Origin of the sequence: Klebsiella sp. K5-306 (assembly GCF_051835185.1) — a bacterium.
Lineage (GTDB): Bacteria > Pseudomonadota > Gammaproteobacteria > Enterobacterales > Enterobacteriaceae > Klebsiella > Klebsiella oxytoca.
The window spans coordinates 47115-67630 of record NZ_JAIFJY010000025.1 but is presented as its reverse complement, the minus strand read 5'-3'; the positions used below and the strand labels follow the sequence as shown (position 1 = coordinate 67630).

Annotated in this window: 19 protein-coding genes and 1 pseudogene; 6 read left to right on the top strand and 14 right to left on the bottom strand. The window is 54.7% G+C overall.

Annotation, left to right across the window (positions count from 1 at the left end; translation table 11 throughout):
* Window positions 1-122 precede the first annotated feature (122 nt).
* A pseudogene (locus tag K2184_RS26530) lies at window positions 123-1292 on the bottom strand (efflux RND transporter permease subunit); the annotation flags it as partial.
* Window positions 1293-1315: 23 nt separating this feature from the next.
* Window positions 1316-2491, bottom strand: coding sequence for an efflux RND transporter periplasmic adaptor subunit (locus K2184_RS26525; protein WP_016807891.1), 1176 nt, complete (start codon window positions 2489-2491; stop codon window positions 1316-1318).
* Between the two features lie 335 nt (window positions 2492-2826).
* On the opposite strand from K2184_RS26525, the gene K2184_RS26520 reads away from it, so the two are divergent.
* The gene (locus K2184_RS26520) at window positions 2827-3171 is read left to right on the top strand and encodes a helix-turn-helix domain-containing protein (RefSeq protein WP_004112641.1); all 345 of its coding nucleotides are present in this window, start codon (window positions 2827-2829) and stop codon (window positions 3169-3171) included.
* A 177-nt stretch (window positions 3172-3348) separates the two neighbouring features.
* Here K2184_RS26520 and K2184_RS26515 read toward each other — a convergent pair whose 3' ends face one another.
* Entirely contained in the window at window positions 3349-3819 is a 471-nt protein-coding gene (locus K2184_RS26515; RefSeq protein WP_163525758.1) for a GNAT family N-acetyltransferase, read from the bottom strand.
* 241 nt (window positions 3820-4060) lie between these two features.
* A complete protein-coding gene (locus K2184_RS26510) occupies window positions 4061-5560 on the bottom strand; it encodes an aldehyde dehydrogenase family protein (protein ID WP_064373507.1) in 1500 nt (499 codons plus the stop codon).
* A 235-nt stretch (window positions 5561-5795) separates the two neighbouring features.
* Between K2184_RS26510 and feaR the strand changes: the two genes are divergently transcribed.
* Window positions 5796-6704: a transcriptional regulator FeaR gene (gene feaR, locus K2184_RS26505; RefSeq protein ID WP_017146000.1), complete on the top strand. Its 909-nt coding sequence runs from the start codon at window positions 5796-5798 to the stop codon at window positions 6702-6704.
* Here feaR and K2184_RS26500 read toward each other — a convergent pair whose 3' ends face one another.
* Genes K2184_RS26500 through K2184_RS26490 form a run of 3 tightly spaced genes read right to left on the bottom strand, consistent with a single transcriptional unit; the run spans window position 6705 to window position 9860 of the window.
* Window positions 6705-7028: a YdbL family protein gene (locus K2184_RS26500; RefSeq protein ID WP_004112635.1), complete on the bottom strand. Its 324-nt coding sequence runs from the start codon at window positions 7026-7028 to the stop codon at window positions 6705-6707. It lies immediately after the preceding gene.
* Between the two features lie 7 nt (window positions 7029-7035).
* Window positions 7036-7221, bottom strand: a complete 186-nt coding sequence (locus K2184_RS26495; protein WP_004101631.1) for a YnbE family lipoprotein — start codon at window positions 7219-7221, stop codon at window positions 7036-7038.
* Complete coding sequence (locus tag K2184_RS26490; protein WP_163525759.1) at window positions 7221-9860, bottom strand: YdbH family protein; 2640 nt, start codon at window positions 9858-9860, stop codon at window positions 7221-7223. Before K2184_RS26490 ends, K2184_RS26495 begins: the two co-directional genes overlap by 1 nt.
* A 195-nt stretch (window positions 9861-10055) precedes the next feature.
* Between K2184_RS26490 and K2184_RS26485 the strand changes: the two genes are divergently transcribed.
* The 3 genes from K2184_RS26485 (at window position 10056) to hslJ (ending at window position 12258) form a co-directional block, all read left to right on the top strand.
* Window positions 10056-10556 carry a DedA family protein gene (locus K2184_RS26485; RefSeq protein ID WP_004101627.1) on the top strand — a complete coding sequence of 167 codons (501 nt, stop codon included), beginning with the start codon at window positions 10056-10058 and terminating at the stop codon, window positions 10554-10556.
* Window positions 10557-10702: 146 nt separating this feature from the next.
* A complete protein-coding gene (locus K2184_RS26480; protein WP_004112629.1) occupies window positions 10703-11692 on the top strand; it encodes a 2-hydroxyacid dehydrogenase in 990 nt (329 codons plus the stop codon).
* 125 nt (window positions 11693-11817) lie between these two features.
* Window positions 11818-12258, top strand: a complete 441-nt coding sequence (hslJ, locus tag K2184_RS26475) for a heat shock protein HslJ (protein ID WP_004101623.1) — start codon at window positions 11818-11820, stop codon at window positions 12256-12258.
* Here hslJ and K2184_RS26470 read toward each other — a convergent pair.
* From K2184_RS26470 to K2184_RS26440, 7 genes are all read right to left on the bottom strand, one after another.
* The gene (locus tag K2184_RS26470; protein ID WP_029496829.1) at window positions 12255-12527 is read right to left on the bottom strand and encodes a putative hemolysin; all 273 of its coding nucleotides are present in this window, start codon (window positions 12525-12527) and stop codon (window positions 12255-12257) included. The two genes, hslJ and K2184_RS26470, sit on opposite strands and share 4 nt — an antisense overlap.
* A 327-nt stretch (window positions 12528-12854) precedes the next feature.
* Window positions 12855-13220 (bottom strand): hypothetical protein, encoded by a 366-nt coding sequence (locus K2184_RS26465; RefSeq protein WP_004101619.1) that lies wholly within the window; start codon window positions 13218-13220, stop codon window positions 12855-12857.
* Between the two features lie 230 nt (window positions 13221-13450).
* Window positions 13451-13993 carry a glycoside hydrolase family 108 protein gene (locus K2184_RS26460; RefSeq protein WP_064351530.1) on the bottom strand — a complete coding sequence of 181 codons (543 nt, stop codon included), beginning with the start codon at window positions 13991-13993 and terminating at the stop codon, window positions 13451-13453.
* A 7-nt stretch (window positions 13994-14000) separates the two neighbouring features.
* Window positions 14001-14273, bottom strand: coding sequence for a phage holin family protein (locus K2184_RS26455; RefSeq protein ID WP_004101614.1), 273 nt, complete (start codon window positions 14271-14273; stop codon window positions 14001-14003).
* On the bottom strand, window positions 14263-14655 hold the full coding sequence (locus K2184_RS26450) for a phage holin family protein (protein ID WP_004101612.1): 393 nt from the start codon (window positions 14653-14655) through the stop codon (window positions 14263-14265). Before K2184_RS26450 ends, K2184_RS26455 begins: the two co-directional genes overlap by 11 nt.
* Window positions 14656-14731: 76 nt before the next feature.
* Entirely contained in the window at window positions 14732-15094 is a 363-nt protein-coding gene (locus K2184_RS26445) for a hypothetical protein (protein WP_049594054.1), read from the bottom strand.
* 460 nt (window positions 15095-15554) lie between these two features.
* Window positions 15555-16256: a S24 family peptidase gene (locus K2184_RS26440; protein WP_004101609.1), complete on the bottom strand. Its 702-nt coding sequence runs from the start codon at window positions 16254-16256 to the stop codon at window positions 15555-15557.
* Window positions 16257-16733: 477 nt separating this feature from the next.
* Here K2184_RS26440 and nifJ point away from each other — a divergent pair, with 477 nt between their 5' ends.
* Window positions 16734-20261: a pyruvate:ferredoxin (flavodoxin) oxidoreductase gene (gene nifJ / locus K2184_RS26435; RefSeq protein ID WP_163525760.1), complete on the top strand. Its 3528-nt coding sequence runs from the start codon at window positions 16734-16736 to the stop codon at window positions 20259-20261.
* The last annotated feature ends 255 nt before the right edge of the window (window positions 20262-20516 follow it).

Sequence of the window (20516 nt, the reverse complement as noted above, 5' to 3'; positions counted from 1 at the left end):
GGTGGAAAAAATAGCCTAAATAGGCTAATTCGATGTGTTTGCGGGAAAAAAATCGGCCCAGATCCGCGAAATTTTAATCAGCGAGTCAGCTTGGGAAGAAATGACCTGCTTATTCGCACCTTCCCTAACAGGTAGAGGATGCTGAACGTCCCCACTACCGAGACCGGCACCGCGATCAGCGGAATAATCGACGCGCGCCAGGTTTGCAGGAACAGGATCACCACCAGCACGACCAGCACCACCGCTTCCAGCAGCGTTTGCACGACCGCGCGAATGGAATCGCGAACGAAAACCGTCGGATCGTAAGGAGCCGCCCATTGCATATCCTGCGGAAAACGCTTCGCCAGCTCGTCCATTTTAGCGCGCACCGCGTTGGACAGATCGATAGCGTTGGCCCCCGGAGACTGGAAGATACCAATCCCAACCGCGTCTTTATTATTCAGCTGGGAGCGCAGCGCATAGCTACCGGAACCCATTTCAATACGCGCCACATCGCGCAGGCGGACCAGCGAGCCGTCCTGCGCCGTTTTCAGGATAATATTGCCAAATTCTTCTTCGGTATGCAGGCGCCCTTGGGCGTTAATGGAGATCAAGAAGTCGCTCTCTTGCGGCAGCGGCTCGGCGCCCAATTGCCCGGCGGAAACCTGGACGTTTTGCTCCTGCATCGCCGTCACCACATCCGAGGCGGTCAACCCGCGCGCCGCTACCTTGTCGGGATCGAGCCAGACGCGCATTGCGTATTCGCCCGAGCCAAAAATCTGAATCTGCCCGACGCCGGGCAGTCGCGCCAGCTCATCCTTCACTTTTAGCGTGGCATAGTTGCGCATATACAGGGAATCGTATTTACCACCGGGCGAAAACAGATGCACAACCAGCGTCAGAGTCGGCGACTGTTTCTGCGTGGTGATGCCTAAACGCCGCACATCTTCCGGCAGACGAGCCTCGGCCTGCGAGACCCGGTTTTGCACCTGAACCTGCGCCTGATCGGGATCGGTACCCGGGCGGAAGGTAACGGTAGTCACCAGTACGCCGTCAGAGCCGGCGACGGATTTCATGTACATCATGTTTTCAACGCCGTTGATCGCCTCTTCCAGCGGCGTCGCCACGGTCTCAGCAATCACTTTCGGGTTGGCGCCGGGATACTCCGCGCGCACCTGCACGCTGGGCGGTACGACGTCAGGATATTCGCTGATCGGCAGCAGCGGAATGGCGATTAATCCGGTGATAAAAATCAGAATCGACAGTACCGCGGCGAAGATCGGCCTGTCGATAAAAAAGCGGGAAAGGTCCATGGGTCGGATTCTCAGATAGGGGATCAGTTAAGGGCGGCGCGGGTGGTCATGGCGACGGTTTTCGCGTTAACCGGCATCCCCGGCATAAACACTTTTTGTAACCCATCGACGATGACTCTATCGCCCGGATTCAGGCCTTTCTGCACGATGCGTAAACCGGCGGCCAGGCGTCCCGGCGTGATGTCGCGACGCTGCGCTTTCCCATCTTTATCAACCACATAAACATATTTGCGATCCTGATCGGTCAGCACCGCTTTATCGTCGATTAGCGTGGCGTTAAATTCCGCGCTGCCCGGCAGGCGGACGCGGGCAAACAGTCCAGGCGTGAACTGACGCTGGGCATTATCCAGCAGCGCACGCATACGGATCGTGCCGGTGCTCGGCGTTAACTGATTATCCAGAAAATCCACTTTGCCCTGATGGGGATATCCCTCTTCGCCAACCAGGCCAATTTCTACCGGTAGCGCCAGATGATTACTGGACGCGCCCTGCCCGCTGCGGGCGAGATGTTGATAGTGAAGGTAAGTGGACTCATCCACGTCAAAGTAGACGTAAACCGTCTTCTGCGATACCAGCGTGGTAAGTACGCTGGCGCTGTCGCCGGCGGTGACCAGGTTCCCGCTGGTGATCAACGCGCGGCTGGCGCGGCCATCGATAGGCGCGGTCACTTTAGTAAAGTCCAGATTAAGCTGCGCGGCGTCAACCGCCGCCTGCGCCGCGCGAATATCAGCCTGCGCCTGGGTGGCCGCCGCACGGCGCTGCTCCCACTCTTCGCGGGAGACCAGGTTGGTATTGATTAATTTATCGGTGCGGTTAGCCTCGCTTCGCGCCAGGCTAGCCTGCGTTTTGGCTCTCGCCAGCGTCGCCTGCGCTTGCTCCAGCGCGGCGCGATAGGTACGGTCATCAATGGTGAACAGCACCTCCCCCTTTTTCACTTCCTGGCCATCGACGTAGTTCACTTTATCAATGTAGCCGGAAACGCGGGGGCGAAGCTGGACGCTTTCCACCGCTTCAATCCGCCCGTTAAAGCTGTCCCACTGGCTAATGGATTTCACAACCACGTCAGCGGCGCTCACCACAGGCGCTTGCGGCGCGGCGTTTTGCGCGGCCCCCTCATCACACCCGACAAGGAGCGCGGAGAGGAGCATCGCGCCCAGCGCAGCCAGATGAACGTTACCCCAGTTTTTTTGCAGGCTCATTATTTTTATTCCGGTATGGGTAGCCGCCGGGCAAGACGCAGCGGGAGACGCCGCGCCACTTCCTTTGTCCGGACAGGCTTTAGGCTATTTGTGTCGGTCATCGCCACAAAAATGTAACAGTTGCGAATACACTATTCGCGGCGATTGTAGGAAGGCGCTAAATTTAGTGCAAGAATAATTGTTGCACTTTATGTGCTATTCCCGGCGCAGAGAAAAGGTGCAATGCTGCCAGGGTTTTAAATGCAACAATAAAACTTGCAATTAGTCTAAAAGCGATCCATTTTTAAATGCAACAAACACAAATACTTTTTGCTAAGCTGTGCGGGGGGAACCGGATGAACACTGGCGCATTCATTCACGATTTACTCGACTGGATCGACAACAATCTCGATAGCCGCCTGGATATTGAGACCGTCGCCAGGCGAGCCGGTTATTCGAAATGGCACCTGCAGCGGATATTCAAAGAGCATACCGGTTATCCTCTCGGCGAGTATATTCGCGCGCAAAAGCTGCAAAAATCGGTCGAGCGCTTAGCCCACAGCGATGAACCGATTTTGAACGTGGCGATCGCCCTCGGCTTTGACTCCCAGCAGTCCTTCAACCGCAGCTTCAAGCGTCAGTTCGGCCAGGCGCCCGGCGCATGGCGACGCAGCATCGGCAGCGCGGAGACGCAGCGATGATGCCTATGAAGAAACGGGCGGCTGGGGCTGCGGGATGTCAATCCCGGCTTTATCTCGGTGCGGCCTGCAAAGCGAGGGGCTGTGCGTATTCACTTAGCAAAGGTACCGGAAGGGATTGAACTAGCGGCGGGGTTTACTGCCAGCGTTGCCATGATACCTTAGAAAATTTTAAATTCGTTAAAGCACCATTTTCATATCAAAACAGAGTAGGTCTGTCCCCGTGACAGAGGATGTATACGCTTTTTCGCCGATTAAAACAAAACCCCGGCTGGCATAAAAAAAACGAGCATTTGGCGTAGATGATAACTCCAGACATTTCATTCCTGACTTCCTCGCCTCATCCAGGAGTGCAGAGAGAAATCTGGTCCCGATGCCTTTCCCCTGGAGCTCGGGGAGAACGTAGAAGGCTTTCAGAGTGTTGGTGGCCACGTCAAGGAGTGCGGTAGCGATGATCTTTCCTTCATCATCTTGCCCGATGAAAAAAAATTCTTTGGTCATTAATTCACGAAATCCATCCGGCATCAAATCTGACGTCCAGGCGCTGATAACCTCATCACTATAACTGCCCTTACATCCAAACCGAATGGCTTGATTCCTTAGCGCCCAGCATTCCTCTGCGTTTCCAGTGTTTGCAACTTTGATATTCATAAGACCTGAACCATGCAACTTTTATTATCACAATATATTTACATTATGTGTTAGACAACCGCTTTGCAATCACTGAATACCTGCTGCATTAGCCACCCTAACGCTCTGAGTGACATCAACAGGTACCGAACTAAAAAAGTATTGGGCAGCGAGGTTTTTCACAGGCATAGCAGCAGAATTCACAAACTGCACGCCTGTAACCCCGGTAGGGCGCCAGCCGCCACCGGGGGAAGACAGGCCGCTAATAGCGCACGCAGACCGACTTCGTTTCGCACCAGTCGTCCAGCCAGTCGGGACCGAAATCACGGCCGGTGCCGGACTGCTTCATGCCGCCGAACGGCAGGTTAGCGTCGATCAGCGTATGGCTGTTAACCCACACCGTTCCCGCCTGCAGGCGATCGGTATAGCTCAGCGCCTGGCTCAGGTCGCGGGTCCAGACGCTGGCGGTCAGGCCAAAATCGCTGTCGTTGGCCAGGCGCAGCGCCTCTTCGCCGTCGGCCACGCGCACCAGGTTTACCACCGGGCCGAAAACCTCTTCCCGGCTGAGGCGCAGCCCGGCGTCGGGATTAATCACCAGCGTGGGGGGAATATAGTATCCCTGCGCATCTGGCCCTATATTACCGCTAATCAGTTCTGCCTTCTGCTGACGGGCTTCATCAAGATAGGCCGCCACTTTGGCGCAATGCGCCTGCGACACTACCGGGTTAATCTGGCTGCTCTCCAGCATGCCTGGCCCCACCTGTAGCGACTTCACTGCCTGCTCGAAGCCGCTCACCAGCGTATCGAACAGCGGCGCTTCGATATAAATGCGCGAACTGGCGGCACATACCTGCCCCTGATTGAGAAAGCTACCGGTCATGAGTCCCTCAATAACCCATTGCGGATCGGCATCTTTCAGCACGACAGCCGGGTTCTTACCGCCCAGCTCCAGCGTGACCCGGGTCAGACGGTCGGCGGCGACGCGGGCAATTTGTTTGCCTGTCGCCGTTGATCCCGTAAAGCTGACTTTAGCGACGTGTGGGTGAGAGGTCAGCGCCGCACCGCACCCGGTCCCGCTACCGGTCACCACGTTAAAGACGCCGTCCGGCACGCCGGCTTCGGTTGCCAGCTCCGCCACCCGCAGCAGGGTCAGTGGCGTGGTTTCCGACGGCTTAATGACGATAGAACAGCCTGCAGCCAGCGCGGGCATCACTTTCCACATGCCGATCATCAGCGGGAAGTTCCACGGTACGATCCCGGCGACAACCCCCACCGGTTCTTTTTTGGTCCACGCCTGATAGCGCGCACCCGACGGGAAGGGAATCGACACGTCCAGGGTCCGTCCGCTGATTTTAGTGGTCAGCCCGGCGGTATAGCGCATCCAGTTCAGGGTACAGCCCACTTCGAAGGCACGGGAAATGTTTATCGATTTCCCCTGTTCAAGCGTCTCCAGCTGCGCCAGCTCTTCGCCATGCTGCTCAACCAGATCGGCGAAGCGCAGCAGAATACGTTCGCGATCGGCGGGCGTTCGCCCTGCCCAGCTGCGGGAAACGAAGGCGCGCCAGGCAGACATCACTGCCCGATCGACATCGGCGGCACTGGCGTCCGCGGTGCTGGCGATAGCCTGGCCGGTTGCCGGGTTCCAGACGGTTAAGCGCTTTTCACTCTCTGCCGCCTGCTGTGCGCCGTCGAGATATAAACCATGCTGCCTGTCTAAAAACTGCTGTACGCTGGCGAGCAGCGCGACCTCTGATGTGGACATACCCCTTCCTTATTGTTCGCGGATAGTGGTTTCAGTCTATGCCGGGGGCGCGATTCACGCTTTTTTCTCTGTGACATTCGCTTTTGCCGCTGTGACAGGCGCCGCAATTAAGGGGATTTCGCGCACAAAAAATGTGCAGCAGGTAATAGTTCTTTCATATACTCCGCCTTTTACCCTTGTCTCCGGCATCATAAATGCAACAATGCATAAACATTACCATTACAAGGGATGCGCGATGAGTACGGCAAATCGTGGACAGGATTACCAGCATTGGTTAGCCAAAATCAATCAGGTGTGCGGCCAGTTCGCCGCTCGCCCGCTGGATGATAATTTTCACGGTGAGATAGACGCCAGCTATGCGGGCGACCTGAAAGTCAGCACGGTAACCGCTCGCGGCATCAACCTCTACCGTACCCGGCAGGAGATCCAGCGCGATAACGACGCCTGGTTTTATACCGTCTTCCAGCTCTCAGGTCAGGCGACAATCGAGCAGGACGGTCGCCAGGCGATGCTGGAGAGCGGCGATATCACCCTGATTGATGCTTCTCGCCCCTGTTCAATAATCTGGCAGCAAACCTCGCGTCAGGCTTCCCTGCTGCTGCCAAGGTCGCTGCTGGAACAGCAGCTGCGCGGCAGTGAAATCAGCATTGCCACCCGGCTGGCAAAAACCCTGCCGATGGTCCAGCTCAGTCAGCGGCTGCTGCATGAGAGCATGAACAGCCCCGAGCTATCGGCCAGCGAAAGCAAAGCGGCGCTGGAGGCGATTGTTTGCCTGCTGCGCCCCATGCTGCACCATCAGGAGGCCCAGCCCACCCGGCGCGATAAACAGTTTCAGAAAATCATGGCGTTAATCGATGAGTCGATTCAGGCGGAACATCTGCGCCCGGAGTGGCTGGCCAGCGAAACCGGTATGTCGGTGCGCAGTCTTTACCGCCTGTTTGCGGAAAAGGGGCTGGTGGTGGCGCAATATATCAAGAATCGTCGGCTCGATCTCTGCGCCCGCGCGCTGGAAAGCGCCCATGATGATGAAAAGCTGGCGGGGATCGGCTACAGCTGGGGTTTCAGCGATCATAGCCATTTCTCCACCGCCTTTAAGCAGCGCTTCGGCGTCTCGCCGGGGGAGTATCGCAAGCGCTGCCGATAGCTATTTTTTCAGCCATTTGCCGTTAAGGCCCTGCACATACTCGCCAGGCTGCGCCCTGGCGACGAGCTTCTGCCCGGCCATTTTCGCCACCTGATCCACCGGCAGGTTGTTGTCGTCCGCCAGTTGCTGATAGCTGTCGCTGCGGGCGGCGTTGATCTGTTTAACCAGCGCCAGGGTTTCTTTATCCTGGCGCAGCGGTTGAAGATAGCCGTTCAGCGTTTCGCCGACTCGCCCCTGCTGCCGCGCTTCGCTTAGGGTTAACGCCAGCGCCTGAGTGCTCAACAACGCCAGCGCCAGCGTCGCGATTAACCATCGTTTTCTCATCATCGCCTCAGAACAGATCGCTACGGGTTTTCAGCAGATTCTCAACGTCTTTATCCACTTTGATATGAATCTCATGTTCAATTTTGACGTTCATATTGATGGTGATCGGCTCTTTCGACGCCGCAATTTCAATACGCGGCGTACAGCCCGCCAGCAGCATGGTTGCCAGAAAAGCGGTGAATAGTTTGATCATTATTGTTGTTCCTTACAGGTATGACTGTCCTGGCAGCGCTGGGCGGGCAGTCTGGCGTTCTGCTCCAGCCACGCCTGCAGATTGTCGCCGAAACGCAAGCTGCGCCACAGGTCAAAAATATTCTCTTCATGGGAGTAGTTTAAGTGCACCGTGTTGCTTTTGCCCTCTACCCGACTGGTGCCGCTGATGGTCGCCTTCAGCGTCAGTACGCCGAGGTTATCGAGATTGATCCGCGTCCACGAGGTGGCCACTTCCATATAGCGCAGCCAGTTAATGGCCGCCCCGGCGGAGACGTTGTCGGCCACCAGCGCGTCAGCGGTGTCTTTATCCAGGCGCATCGTCATCGGCCCCGGATTGCTGAACCAGCCGTCCTTAATGATCCATTTATCGTTATCCAGCCACAGCGGCAGCGCGCCGTTGAACGGGCCGGAAACGGCGAACTGCTTCACTTTAATGGCGCTAATTAATTCGCTGCTGGAGATGTTCTGCAGGCGCAGCAGCGCCGGATCGTGCTGCGGCATCCGCAGCTGCTGCATGGTTAGCTTGCCGCCGAGAATATCGACGCTGACGTTGCTCAACTGTAAAGGAGCGTCTTCGCTCCAGGGCCAGGCTCCCTGAAGATCTGCCGTCAGATTGCGCGCCGTAAACTGGTTGACGACTTCGCCAATGCGCAGCGAAACCGGATGGCGGGTGCCAAGCTGCCAGATGCCTTCGCTAAAGCGGAACGGCAGCACGAAATCGACGCCGTTGATCTGGTTATCCGGCATCCAGGCGCTGCCGCCTTTGAGCACCCCGTGCCCCCCCGCCTCAAAGCCCTGACCGGCGGCGGCAGAGAACGCGACCTGGGCGTACAGTGAACCTTCGCGCAGGTTCATCTTCCATTCCGGCGGCACCAGCGGCTGGAAAACGGTTAATGACTGTTTCGGCCACCACGCCTGCCCGCGCAGGCGCTCGCCGTCCCAGCGTCCGGTGACGCGGACGGGGCCAATTTTTTGCGCATGCAGGGAACCATTGAACTGGAACCAGGTTGGATCGCGACCCTCAACGTTAAATTTCAGCGTTGACGGCGGCAGTTCGCTGCCGCCGCTGAAGGTGGTTTTTCCGGCATCCAGCGACAGCGCGCCGGTCAGTCGCGGATGCTGCTCATCGCGCAGCCAGTGAATCGGTTTATCCAGGGTGAGACGCGGCGTGCTCACCAGCATGGAACCATACTGCAGCTTATCGAAACCGGTCGACAGGCTATTGAGCACGATGGCGCTATCAACCCATTCACCCGCGCCTTTAACGTCCCAGCGCGCCTGCATCGGGGTAAAATGGCCATCGCCCCAGTAGCGCCACTGCCAGCGGCCGCGGTCTGGCATAAAATTGTCGGCCTGGCCGTCGAGATGCAGGGTAAAATCTCCCATCTCCTGCTCATGGGCGCGGAGAATGGCCTGCAGGCGGCCATCCACGCCCTGCTGCGTCACGGTGACGCCCGCCAGCGGCCAGCGAATTTCATCGATGTTCAGTGAGTCGATGACCCGCCCGCGCGAACGCAGCAGCGCCCCAGGATGAAAGTTGAGGACCGGCGCGATAAGCGGACCGCTCAGCTGCGCGGGCAGTCTGGCGTAAAAAATCAGATCGCCAAGTTTGGCCTCGCCGGTCAGCTGTAGCGGCATGTCGCTACTGTCCATACTCAGCTTACCGGGGCCAATATTGAGCACGGCATTACCCTTACCGGCCTGACCCTGGGTAAGCACGTTCAACCGCCCGCTGACCTTCATCTGTTCGGTGCCCTGTTGCCAGTTACCCACCGAAAGCGCAACGCGACCGCTTAACGCATTGCCCGCATACTCGGTGTGCCAGCGGCCATCGCTGATAGCGATACGATCCGGGGTGATTTCCCACGGCAGATCGAGAATCGGCTCCACTTCACCACGCGGCGTGACCAACAGCTGCCCGCGATTCTCATGCCACTCCAGTTCGGCGTCGACAAGGCCGGGTGTCTGAGGAAATTCAAAAGTGCTAAACAGATGACCATCAACCGGCAAACCGTCCGGCACCAGCGGCATCTGAAGCTCGCCCACCAGCTTCACCGGCGCCTGGCCTTCTACCAGACGCGCGGAAAAGTCGCTGACCGTCAGCGCCTGGCCGCGCAGGCGCGCCTGGAGAGAGACCTCTTCTCCGGCGTAACCGATATCCTGTTGCTGCGGGGTCAACGACATCACCAGACGCCCTTGCCATTTCTCCCACGGCGACAGACGCAGATTTTCAATCGTCAGCCAGCTGTATGGCAGCATCGATTGCCACTCGGCAAGGGTTTTCGGCGCCCCCGGCGCGGCTTCGCTGTGCGGTAATTTATTCAGGCAGGCGCTGTTAATATCCAGCTCAGTGATATGTAAACGCCAGCGGCTGGGGCGGGAGAGCTCGGCGTTAGTGACACGCGCGATTTCGCAGTCGCCTACCAGGTAGCGTAAATCCGGAATACGCAGGGAAGAGCGCGTCAGGCGCGGGCTCTCGCTGAGAGAGATTCGGGTGCCCGCAGGTAGCCAGATGCCAGCCAGCGTGGGCACCCAGTGGGTGAGCGTCAACAGCAAAGCCAGCGGTAGCAGCACGAGTGCTAATAATAGCGCGATGGCGGCTTTATATTTACCCTTCATGGGCAGCTAATATCCTGATTCGAAATAAGTAAAAGCCGAGAGGCCGTCATTGTGGCACGTTCGACCTGCGAGTTAAAGTTCCCATCCCGTTTAAGCGTAGTCGCCGCCCTGTGATTCACCAGCAGGCCATTTAGCCGGGGTTTAGTTTTCTCCTGCGACACTGGTCACCCACCGGGAACGTAAACGGATGCTGCTGTGGACTTAATTATCTCGCTAATGGCGTACGCTCAGGGCCACTATTCATTGGTATTACTGATGGTTTTCCTGCTGACGTTCACCAAATCCTGCGCCGTTATCTCGCTGCTGATCCCGGGAACTTCCGGTCTGCTGCTGTTCGGCACTCTGGCTTCGGCCAGCGCCGGGCATTTCTTGTTAATGTGGATGAGTGCCAGTTTCGGCGCAATCGGCGGATTCTGGCTGTCATGGCTAACCGGCCGTCATTACCAGCATCATCTGTATCGTATTCGCTGGCTTAACGCCGAGCGTCTCGCGCGCGGCCAGCTGTTCCTGCGCCGCCACGGCGCATGGGCGGTTTTTTTTGGCCGCTTTCTTTCCCCCCTGCGCGCCACCGTGCCGCTGGTAACCGGCGCCAGCGGGACGTCCTTCCGCCGTTTCCAGCTGGCCAACGTCAGTTCCGGCTTGCTGTGGCCGTTAATCCTGCTGGCGCCAGGCGCTTTAAGCCTCAATTTTTGGTGAAACGTATTGTCTTTTAAAGAGATTTCTTAACTCAGCGATATGCTCTAGAATTATTACTATAGCCTGGTAATTAAACTATTTTTTAATAATTGTAAGATTATTTTAATTATGCTACCGTGACGGTATTATCACTGGAGAAAAGTCTTATGAAAATCGCTGTGTACAGTACGAAACAGTACGACAAGAAGTATCTGCAGCATGTCAATGATGCATACGGCTTTGAACTGGAATTTTTTGACTTCCTGCTCACCGAAAAGACCGCCAAAACCGCCAACGGCTGTGAAGCGGTATGCATTTTCGTTAACGATGACGGTAGCCGCCCGGTACTTGAAGAACTGAAAGCCCACGGCGTGAAGTACATCGCGCTGCGCTGCGCCGGGTTCAACAACGTTGACCTCGACGCCGCGAAAGAGCTGGGCCTGCGGGTAGTACGCGTCCCGGCCTACTCGCCGGAAGCGGTCGCTGAGCACGCAATCGGCATGATGATGTCGCTGAACCGCCGCATTCATCGCGCCTATCAGCGCACTCGCGATGCTAACTTCTCCCTTGAGGGGCTGACCGGCTTCACTATGCACGGTAAAACCGCCGGCGTTATCGGCACCGGTAAGATTGGCGTTGCCGCGCTGCGCATCCTTAAAGGTTTCGGTATGCGCCTGCTGGCGTTTGATCCCTATCCAAGCGCCGCCGCGCTGGATATGGGCGTGGAGTATGTCGATCTGGAAACGCTATACCGGGAGTCCGATGTTATCTCCCTGCACTGCCCGCTGACCGATGAGAACTATCATTTGCTGAACCATGCCGCGTTCGATCGGATGAAAGATGGGGTGATGATCATCAACACCAGTCGCGGCGCGCTTATCGATTCGCAGGCAGCGATCGATGCCCTGAAGCACCAGAAAATTGGCGCGCTGGGGATGGACGTGTATGAGAACGAACGCGATCTGTTCTTTGAAGATAAGTCTAACGACGTTATTCAGGACGATGTCTTCCGCCGTCTTTCCGCCTGCCACAACGTTCTGTTTACCGGTCACCAGGCGTTTTTGACCGCAGAGGCGTTGATCAGTATCTCGCAGACCACCCTCGACAACCTGCGTCAGGTGGATGCTGGCGAAACCTGCCCTAACGCACTGGTCTGATTTTCCTTGCCCTTTTGTGCTCCCCTTCCGCGGGGGGCACATTCAGATAATCCCCACAGAAATCCCCTGCGATAAAGTTACAATCCCCTTCATTTATTGATGTGATAAATATTTATGGAGATTAAATGAACAAGATTGCTGCGCTGCTGGCGGCGGGAATGTTGCTATCGGGCTGCGTTTATAACAGCAAAGTGTCGACCAGAGCGGAACAGCTTCAGCACCACCGTTTTGTGCTGACCAGCGTCAACGGTCAACCGCTGAAAGCCGCCGATAAGCCGCTGGAGCTGAGCTTTGGCGAAAAGATGCCAATAACAGGCAATATGTACGTTTCAGGCAATATGTGCAACCGCTTTAGCGGCACGGGTAAAGTCTCTGACGGCGAGCTGAAGGTTGAAGAGCTGGCGATGACCCGCATGCTCTGCACGGACTCGCAGCTGAGCGCGCTGGACGCCACGCTGAGCAAAATGCTGCGCGACGGTGCGCAGGTCGACCTGACGGAAACGCAGCTGACGCTGGCAACCGCCGACCAGACGCTGGTGTATAAGCTCGCCGACCTGATGAATTAATAGTTACCGCAGCTTCCGCCTGCCAGCGCCTGCTCGCTGCATCGCTTGCCGTTCGGTAATGCGCACATGCCGATAGCGGAGCCATCAAGCTGGCGGGCTACGGATAACGAGCCGCCAACCATGGCGCAGTTCGCCTGCCCGCTGCTGCTCATCGCGGCACGCATCCCTGGCGTCACGTGCGCCGCCGTTGCCTGCTGAACAGGTTCATCATTACTACTACACGCCGACAGTAACAGCGCAGCACATCCCACTAAAAACGCAGCTCGCATCTTCTCTCCCCTCAGATACATCTTAAAATGAACAAGCTCAAGAATAATAGGCAGCTCAGCGCGCCGCGTCGAGAGGCGAAGTACGTATTTATGCGTTGTGTTAACATTTTTTAGCAATTTTTTCGCGATAGCAGTTTGTCTGCATGAACGCATTAATCTCTCAGTGTGGGTGTGACACATCGTCATGATGCGATTGGGTCGTTGCACGTAAAGATATCATTCTTTATTCTGCAAACATATCTTCTACAGCGGAGCTGTTTTCTCTTCCTGTCATTCAATAAAAATGCCCGGCTAAGGGCTATGCCGATTTAGCCGGGCGTAGGGTCATTAATTTGGCACAACTCCAGAATAGAATGTTCCAGCCAGATATTGCGTATTGGTTACCGCATAGGCTTGTGTCATCACGCTTGAATCGACATCATCAAACGGGTGACGGAAATAGGCATCGTGCTCTGATTTTGCTTTATCAAAAAACATCACACGCCCGGAAAAATAAAGAACACCATCATCAAGATTGCGAAAAACCATCTGAAAGACCGGCGTAATATTGACGCGATCGGCACTTTCATTAGAGGGGTCCCAAAGGTTAATGAAGTTCCCTGCCACACGGACATATTTCCCTTCAACAACCTCACCATTTTTTGCTCTGTAGATAGCCTGCAAAGTTGCCCACGGCAGTGCTATGAATTGCATATTTTCATCCTTAATAAAATTTAGTAATCTGGTTTTCTTGATAGATTAATCATCGACATATTAACCTTGGGTTATATCATAACGTTGCGATACATTATCGGCTCATCTGCTATTAAAAAAATGAAATTAGCATGGCATACCCTCCATTTGCTGTAGTATAAACTTTGTGCTTTAAGGTAATTCCTGTAAAAGGGGATATTCTGCTTTGGATTAGCAGATTTTATTGCCGGTCAACTCATTACTCGAACCCTGAGCCAACCATAGATAAAGGATTCATTAGCATCGTTTCTTTCAGCCAACTCCAGATAATATTGCCCTTGACTACAGTTTAATGCTCGTAATAGTACCGTCTCACCTTCACTGCCTCTGCGAATAAGATACTGGCTTAAGGCGTTAATCGTTCTGGGGCCGATAGCACCATCGACCATGAGGTCCGGATACAGCACTCCGCGATGATTAAAGGCATTTAGCCATCGCTGAAGCCACTTACCCGGCAGAATAGTGCCAATATTGACCCCGGCATCACACAGTTTTTCAGCAAGCGGGGTAGATATCTCAGCAACATGGTCGAACCGGGGCGCAATCCAGTAGTCCGCGGTGAGAATATCCAGCGCCTGCTGGCGCGTCAGTTTTTGCATAGGTCCATCATAACCATGCGCGCGGGCAGTGGCCTGAGTAATCCCCCAATTTGTTGGGCCACCTCGATCGTCCGGATGATTTACATAGCCGCCCTCCTTATCCAAAATGGCGTTAAAAATCTCATCTTTATTCATACATCCCTCATTTATCGATTAAATGCGCGATATTCCCCCTGACGAGGAATACGGTAATAAGTATAAAAAAATTGACGCTGACGACTAACCAATGGGTCGATTCATACAGGCCAAAAAGATAGCGAAACGGTATGCTGGCATAGGTAAGTACCAGTAAATATGCCGTGTATGATATCCATGGCCGATGTCTTCGGTAGCACGCGCGGCGATAAAACATCAAGTTCAGAGTGATCAAAGCGCAGACAATTGCGTTAATCAGCGCCGGCAGTTCATTTTCCATTTGGCCGTTCACTATTGTTGCGAGTGAGTATTTTGTACAATTCGGTGAGATCTTGATTATTCAGAAATGTGAGTATCTTAATAATCAGCGCGGATAGCAGTACGGCGCCTAACGCGTCTAAAGACCGTTCACTGTATCCGGTCCAGATTGCCAGCTTCGTACCAATTAACCCGGCGCCCAATACGCCGACAATAAAGGAAGTCATAAAATAGGCAGCCAGTCTGAAACGTGAAATATTTACTGCGGTCGCCACATAAAACACGGCGCCAGCAAATGCGCCGAACACAACGCCATAATCAATACCTGCGATCAGGCCAAATAGACTCGCTGCCATTAATCCTCCAGTAACAATTGCCGACGTACCGGAAACAGGATCGGACATTCACCCTCCCTTCTTTCACTGACATTCCTGATGGTCATAACAAATGGCGAAGGAAAGCAGCATCATGCTAATGCTTTTACTTTGCCGTAATCTTTTTTCTTTTTTGCAAACCCAGCGCATAGATGGCCCTGTGACAGAGCCAGGTCCCAGGTTGCGCATAGTGGTGTGAAAATTCTTGCTGATAAACAACGGTGGCACGCGCAATTTGCCGTTTATATTCCTCAAGCTGCCAAAAAATATCCTGGGCAACAAAGTTAATGGGCAATGCGTCCTCGATACGCGCTGGCGTATGGTGCTTTCCCTTAGCCTGAATCTGAGCGCGAGAAGGCGTAGGCCGGTGGAGGCGTTCTGAACTGAGGGCTTGTGGATTTTGTAAGTGCGAGCGCTGCGCACGGCGACGACCGGCAGCGGAACCATGAAACGCGGTTTTACGGGACATTGCGGTCTCCTGAATGAGCTTTGACGGTGCGTCAGCGATGAATCCTCTCCCGCTGGCTTCACCCCAAAGCGCATTGCGTTATGGTGCTGGCTTTTCAGCCACGTAGATTCATTTTCGAATCGTTGTATTTCACCGACGATAGCGCGGTGTGTTTCAAGTCGATGAAGAAAGAATACCTCAGGGTTAATTAAAAATAAATACCTATGGGTATATTTTATGGTGCAATTAGAATAACACTCTGAAAATATTCAAAATTTAGTTACAAGGCAGGGTTTTGCCGGGAGGGAAACGATGCAGGCGGGCGATGCGCCAGATTGCCAGCATAAAAGGGCTTCTGGACATGATTTCTCGCATCCAGCGCAGGTAAACCCGGTGCTTAAACAACTTGCCGGGAAATTTTACCTGCTGGACTTGATACTTAAGGCTGGAACGGAGGGAGGGTTTGAACGCTAGTAAAACGTTAAACAAACCGTTTAACGCTATGGCTGTAGATCACGCGGCCAATAATTTTCAGATACTGTTCATGGCTTTCGCCGATCGTCCAGTCGGCATATTTGCGGTTATCTGAATGCACAAGCAGGCCATCCGCCGTGAATTGAAGACGCTTCACCAACACCGCCCCTTTGAACGAAAAGACATAGATACCGTCACCTTCAAAGTAATCTTTTGAGACATCAACAAAGATGTAATCACCGGTCTCGATGGTGCCGGACATGCTATCGCCGGAAACCGTAATCACCTTGATATGCTCTGCGGGCCGGTTACCAAAAAGCCTCAGCGCGCCGGCAGTGTCATAGGTGATACTGTTGACCGTTTCATCAACCTCGCTTGAGACAATACATCCTGGTCCCGCGCTGGCCTGCGCGTCCAGAACCTCAATGACGTACTGCATCTGAGGTGTGTCTTCCACCGGTTCTCGTTCGATATCAATACTTCCGCTAATGCCGTCCATCCAGCCGCGGGGCAAATTGAAAGAAGATTCAATAAGATCGACCATCTCGTCAGCTATCCTTTTCTTTTGTTTCTTGCCTTCCGGGTAGAGCATCCTGGAAACGTAAGAAGGCTCCCGCCCAAGGGTTCGGGCTACATCAACAGCTTTACCGCCGCATAAATTATCACGGATATAGATCAAGCGCTGACGTCTGATTTCGTATTTATCCATCGTAATCTGTCTAACACCAGTTACCAGCAGGTATCTAAAATATAGCAAAGTGCCATTAAATTACCTATAGGTAATGTACGCGAAATTATCGTTCTCAACGCTTTGCTCCCCCCACCGTCAACACTGCTACTTATGGAAAAATGGTGCCTGTGATTTTGGTGTAGGCTGTCGTTTATAAGCAAACAACGCTGTAATAAGTTGAATTAATTTATCTAAATTATGGATTTTATCGCTACCGGAGATCAAAAAAGCCTGTTGCTCAGGGGTCTATACTTAAACACGGTATCGCAAACCCTACGCCCTGCGCGAACTGAAGCGGGTCGCGTTTTGAGCGCGCTCAGGCTGATCAGAGATGCATTTTTAGCCAGCGACAGGATCGCGCCGAAAGCGGTTTTAAAGCAGAGATAAGCGAGTGCCCAGATTGCATCACTGGGCATAAAAAGTTTTTTTCAAATATTTAGCAATGTGAGTATTGATATGATCACTATTGACGGTAATGGCGTGGTTGCTTCAGTCGCGTTTCGCACCAGTGAAGTTATCGCCATCTACCCGATCACGCCCAGCTCCACAATGGCGGAGCAGGCGGATGCCTGGGCTGGCAACGGGCTGAAAAACGTCTGGGGCGATGTCCCCCGCGTCGTCGAGATGCAGTCGGAGGCCGGGGCGATCGGCGCCGTACACGGTGCGCTGCAGACCGGTGCGCTCTCAACCTCTTTTACTTCATCGCAGGGTTTACTGCTGATGATCCCGACGCTGTACAAACTGGCGGGCCAGCTGATGCCGTTTGTGCTGCACGTCGCCGCCCGTACCGTGGCCACCCACGCGCTCTCTATCTTCGGCGATCACTCCGACGTGATGGCCGTACGTCAGACAGGCTGCGCGATGCTCTGCGCCAGCAGCGTTCAGGAAGCTCAGGATTTTGCGCTGATTTCACATATCGCCACGCTGCAAAGTCGCGTGCCATTCATTCATTTCTTTGATGGCTTCCGTACCTCGCACGAAATCAACAAAATCGCTCCACTGGCAGACGATACCATTCGTAGCCTGCTGCCGCAGGATAGAATTGAAGAACATCGCCAGCGCGCCCTGAACCCGGAACATCCGGTTATCCGCGGCACCTCAGCTAATCCGGATACGTATTTCCAGTCACGTGAAGCGACGAATCCGTGGTACAACGCGGTCTATGAGTGTGTCGAAACGGCAATGGATGATTTTGCCGCCGCCACCGGACGTCAGTACAAACCCTTTGAGTTTTACGGTCATCCGCAGGCTGAGCGCGTAATCGTCATTATGGGCTCCGCCATCGGTACCTGTGAAGAAGTGGTCGATGAGCTGCTGAGCCGCGGTGAAAAAGTCGGCGTGCTAAAAGTTCGTCTTTACCGCCCCTTCTCTGCCGCGCACCTGCTTGAAGCCTTACCGCCGAGCACCCAAGCCGTGGCGGTGCTGGACCGCACCAAAGAACCGGGGTCCCAGGCCGAGCCGCTCTATCTCGACGTCATGACCGCCCTGGCCGAAGCCTTTAACCGCGGCGAGCGAGAAACCCTGCCGCGCACCATTGGCGGACGCTATGGCCTCTCTTCAAAAGAGTTCGGTCCGGAGTGTGTCCTGGCCATCTTCAAGGAGCTGAGCGCCGCTAAACCCAAGCCGCGCTTTACCGTCGGCATCTACGATGACGTCACTAATCTTTCCCTGCCGCTGGTCGAAAATACGCTCCCCTCGGAAGCGAAACTGGAAGCCCTCTTCTACGGGCTCGGCAGCGACGGTAGCGTCTCGGCTACGAAAAACAATATCAAGATTATCGGTAACTCTACGCCGTGGTTCTCGCAGGGCTATTTCGTCTATGACTCGAAAAAGGCCGGCGGGCTGACGGTTTCACATCTGCGCGTCAGCGAGAAGCCGATTCGTTCTTCTTATCTGATTTCGCAGGCCGACTTTGTCGGCTGTCACCAGCTGCAGTTTATCGATAAATATCAGATGGCGGAACGTCTGAAGCCCGGCGGTATTTTCCTGCTTAATACGCCCTACAGCGCCGATGAAGTCTGGTCCCGTTTGCCACAAGAAGTCCAGGCCACCCTCAATCAGAAAAAAGCGCGTTTTTATATCGTCAACGCGGCAAAAATCGCCCGTGAATGCAGCCTGGGGGCGCGTATCAACACCGTTATGCAGATGGCCTTTTTCCACCTGACGCGGATCCTGCCGGGCGATAACGCGCTGGCGGAGCTACAGGGGGCCATTGCCAAAAGCTACAGCAGCAAAGGCCAGGAGCTGGTGGAGCGTAACTGGCAGGCGCTGGCGATGGCCCGCGAGTCGCTCGCGGAAGTGCCGCTACGGCCGGTTGACGGCAACAGCCCGAATCGCCCACCGGTCGTCTCCGACGCCGCGCCGGATTTCGTAAAAACCGTCACCGCCGCGATGCTGGCCGGGCTCGGCGATGCGCTACCGGTATCCGCTCTGCCGCCGGATGGTACCTGGCCAATGGGCACTACCCGCTGGGAAAAACGCAACATCGCCGAAGAGATCCCGATTTGGAAGGAAGAGCTTTGCACCCAGTGCAACCACTGCGTGGCCGCCTGCCCGCACTCGGCAATCCGTGCGAAAGTGGTCTCCCCGGAGGCAATGGAAAATGCGCCGGACAGCCTGCATTCCCTTGATGTCAAATCCCGCGATATGCGCGGTCAGAAATACGTTCTGCAGGTCGCGCCTGAAGATTGTACCGGCTGTAATCTCTGCGTCGAAGTTTGTCCGGCAAAAGACAGGCAGAACCCGGAAATCAAGGCTATCAATATGATGTCGCGCCTTGAGCATGTTGAAGAAGAGAAAGTGAATTATGACTACTTCCTCAACCTGCCGGAAATGGACCGCAGCAAGCTGGAACGTATCGATATCCGCACCTCACAGCTGATCAGCCCGCTGTTTGAATACTCCGGCGCCTGCTCCGGCTGCGGCGAAACGCCATATATCAAACTGCTGACTCAGCTCTACGGCGATCGAATGCTGATTGCCAACGCCACCGGCTGTTCATCGATTTACGGCGGCAACCTCCCTTCCACGCCCTACACCACCGATGCCAATGGTCGCGGGCCGGCCTGGGCCAACTCGCTGTTTGAGGATAACGCCGAATTTGGGCTTGGCTTCCGACTTACCGTCGATCAGCATCGGCAGCGCGTCATGCGTCTGTTGGCGCAGTTCGCCGATAAACTTCCGCCCGAGCTTAACGATGCGCTGCACGCAGAAGCAACGCCTGAGGTGCGCCGCGAGCAGATAGCCGAGCTGCGCAAGGTACTGGCAAATGAAGAAGGCGCGAAGGAGCTGTTAACCGACGCCGACGCGCTGGTGGAAAAATCGATCTGGCTGATTGGCGGCGACGGCTGGGCCTATGATATTGGCTTCGGTGGTCTCGACCACGTGCTGAGTCTGACCGAAAACGTCAATATTCTGGTGCTCGATACCCAGTGCTACTCCAATACCGGCGGTCAGGCATCGAAGGCTACGCCGCTGGGAGCCGTCACGAAGTTTGGCGAGCACGGCAAGCGCAAGGCGCGTAAAGATCTCGGCGTGAGCATGATGATGTACGGTCATGTTTATGTGGCGCAGATTTCGCTTGGCGCCCAGCTGAATCAGACGGTAAAAGCCATTCAGGAAGCGGAAGCTTACCCGGGTCCGTCGCTGATTATCGCCTACAGCCCTTGCGAAGAGCACGGTTACGATTTGGCGCTGAGCCACGATCAGATGCGTCAGCTGACCGCCACCGGTTTCTGGCCGCTGTATCGCTTTGACCCGCGTCGTGCCGATGAGGGCAAACTCCCGCTGGCGCTGGACTCCCGCCCGCCGTCAGATGCCCTGGCTGGGACACTGTTGAACGAGCAGCGCTTCCGTCGCCTGAACGCTCAACAGCCGGAAGTCGCGGAACAACTGTGGAAGGATGCAACGGCAGACCTGCAAAAACGCTACGACTTCCTCGCGCAGCTGGCCGGTAAGGCAGAAAAACCGACTACCGAAAGCTAATCTGCTGACGTTTTTTTCAGCCCATAAAAAAAGCCCGAATATGAATTCGGGCTTGTCATTTTACCGATCAATAAAACCATTCTCAGGAACGGGCGGCAACATAAAAATTTGGATGACAATAAAAGGCATATAACGGGCGGATAATACGGCATTAATACCGATATGTATAATTTTTATTTTATATGCATTACGCGAATTCATTCATTACAATTATCATCATTTCATTCGAATTATTTATTTTAGATTTTACTTATA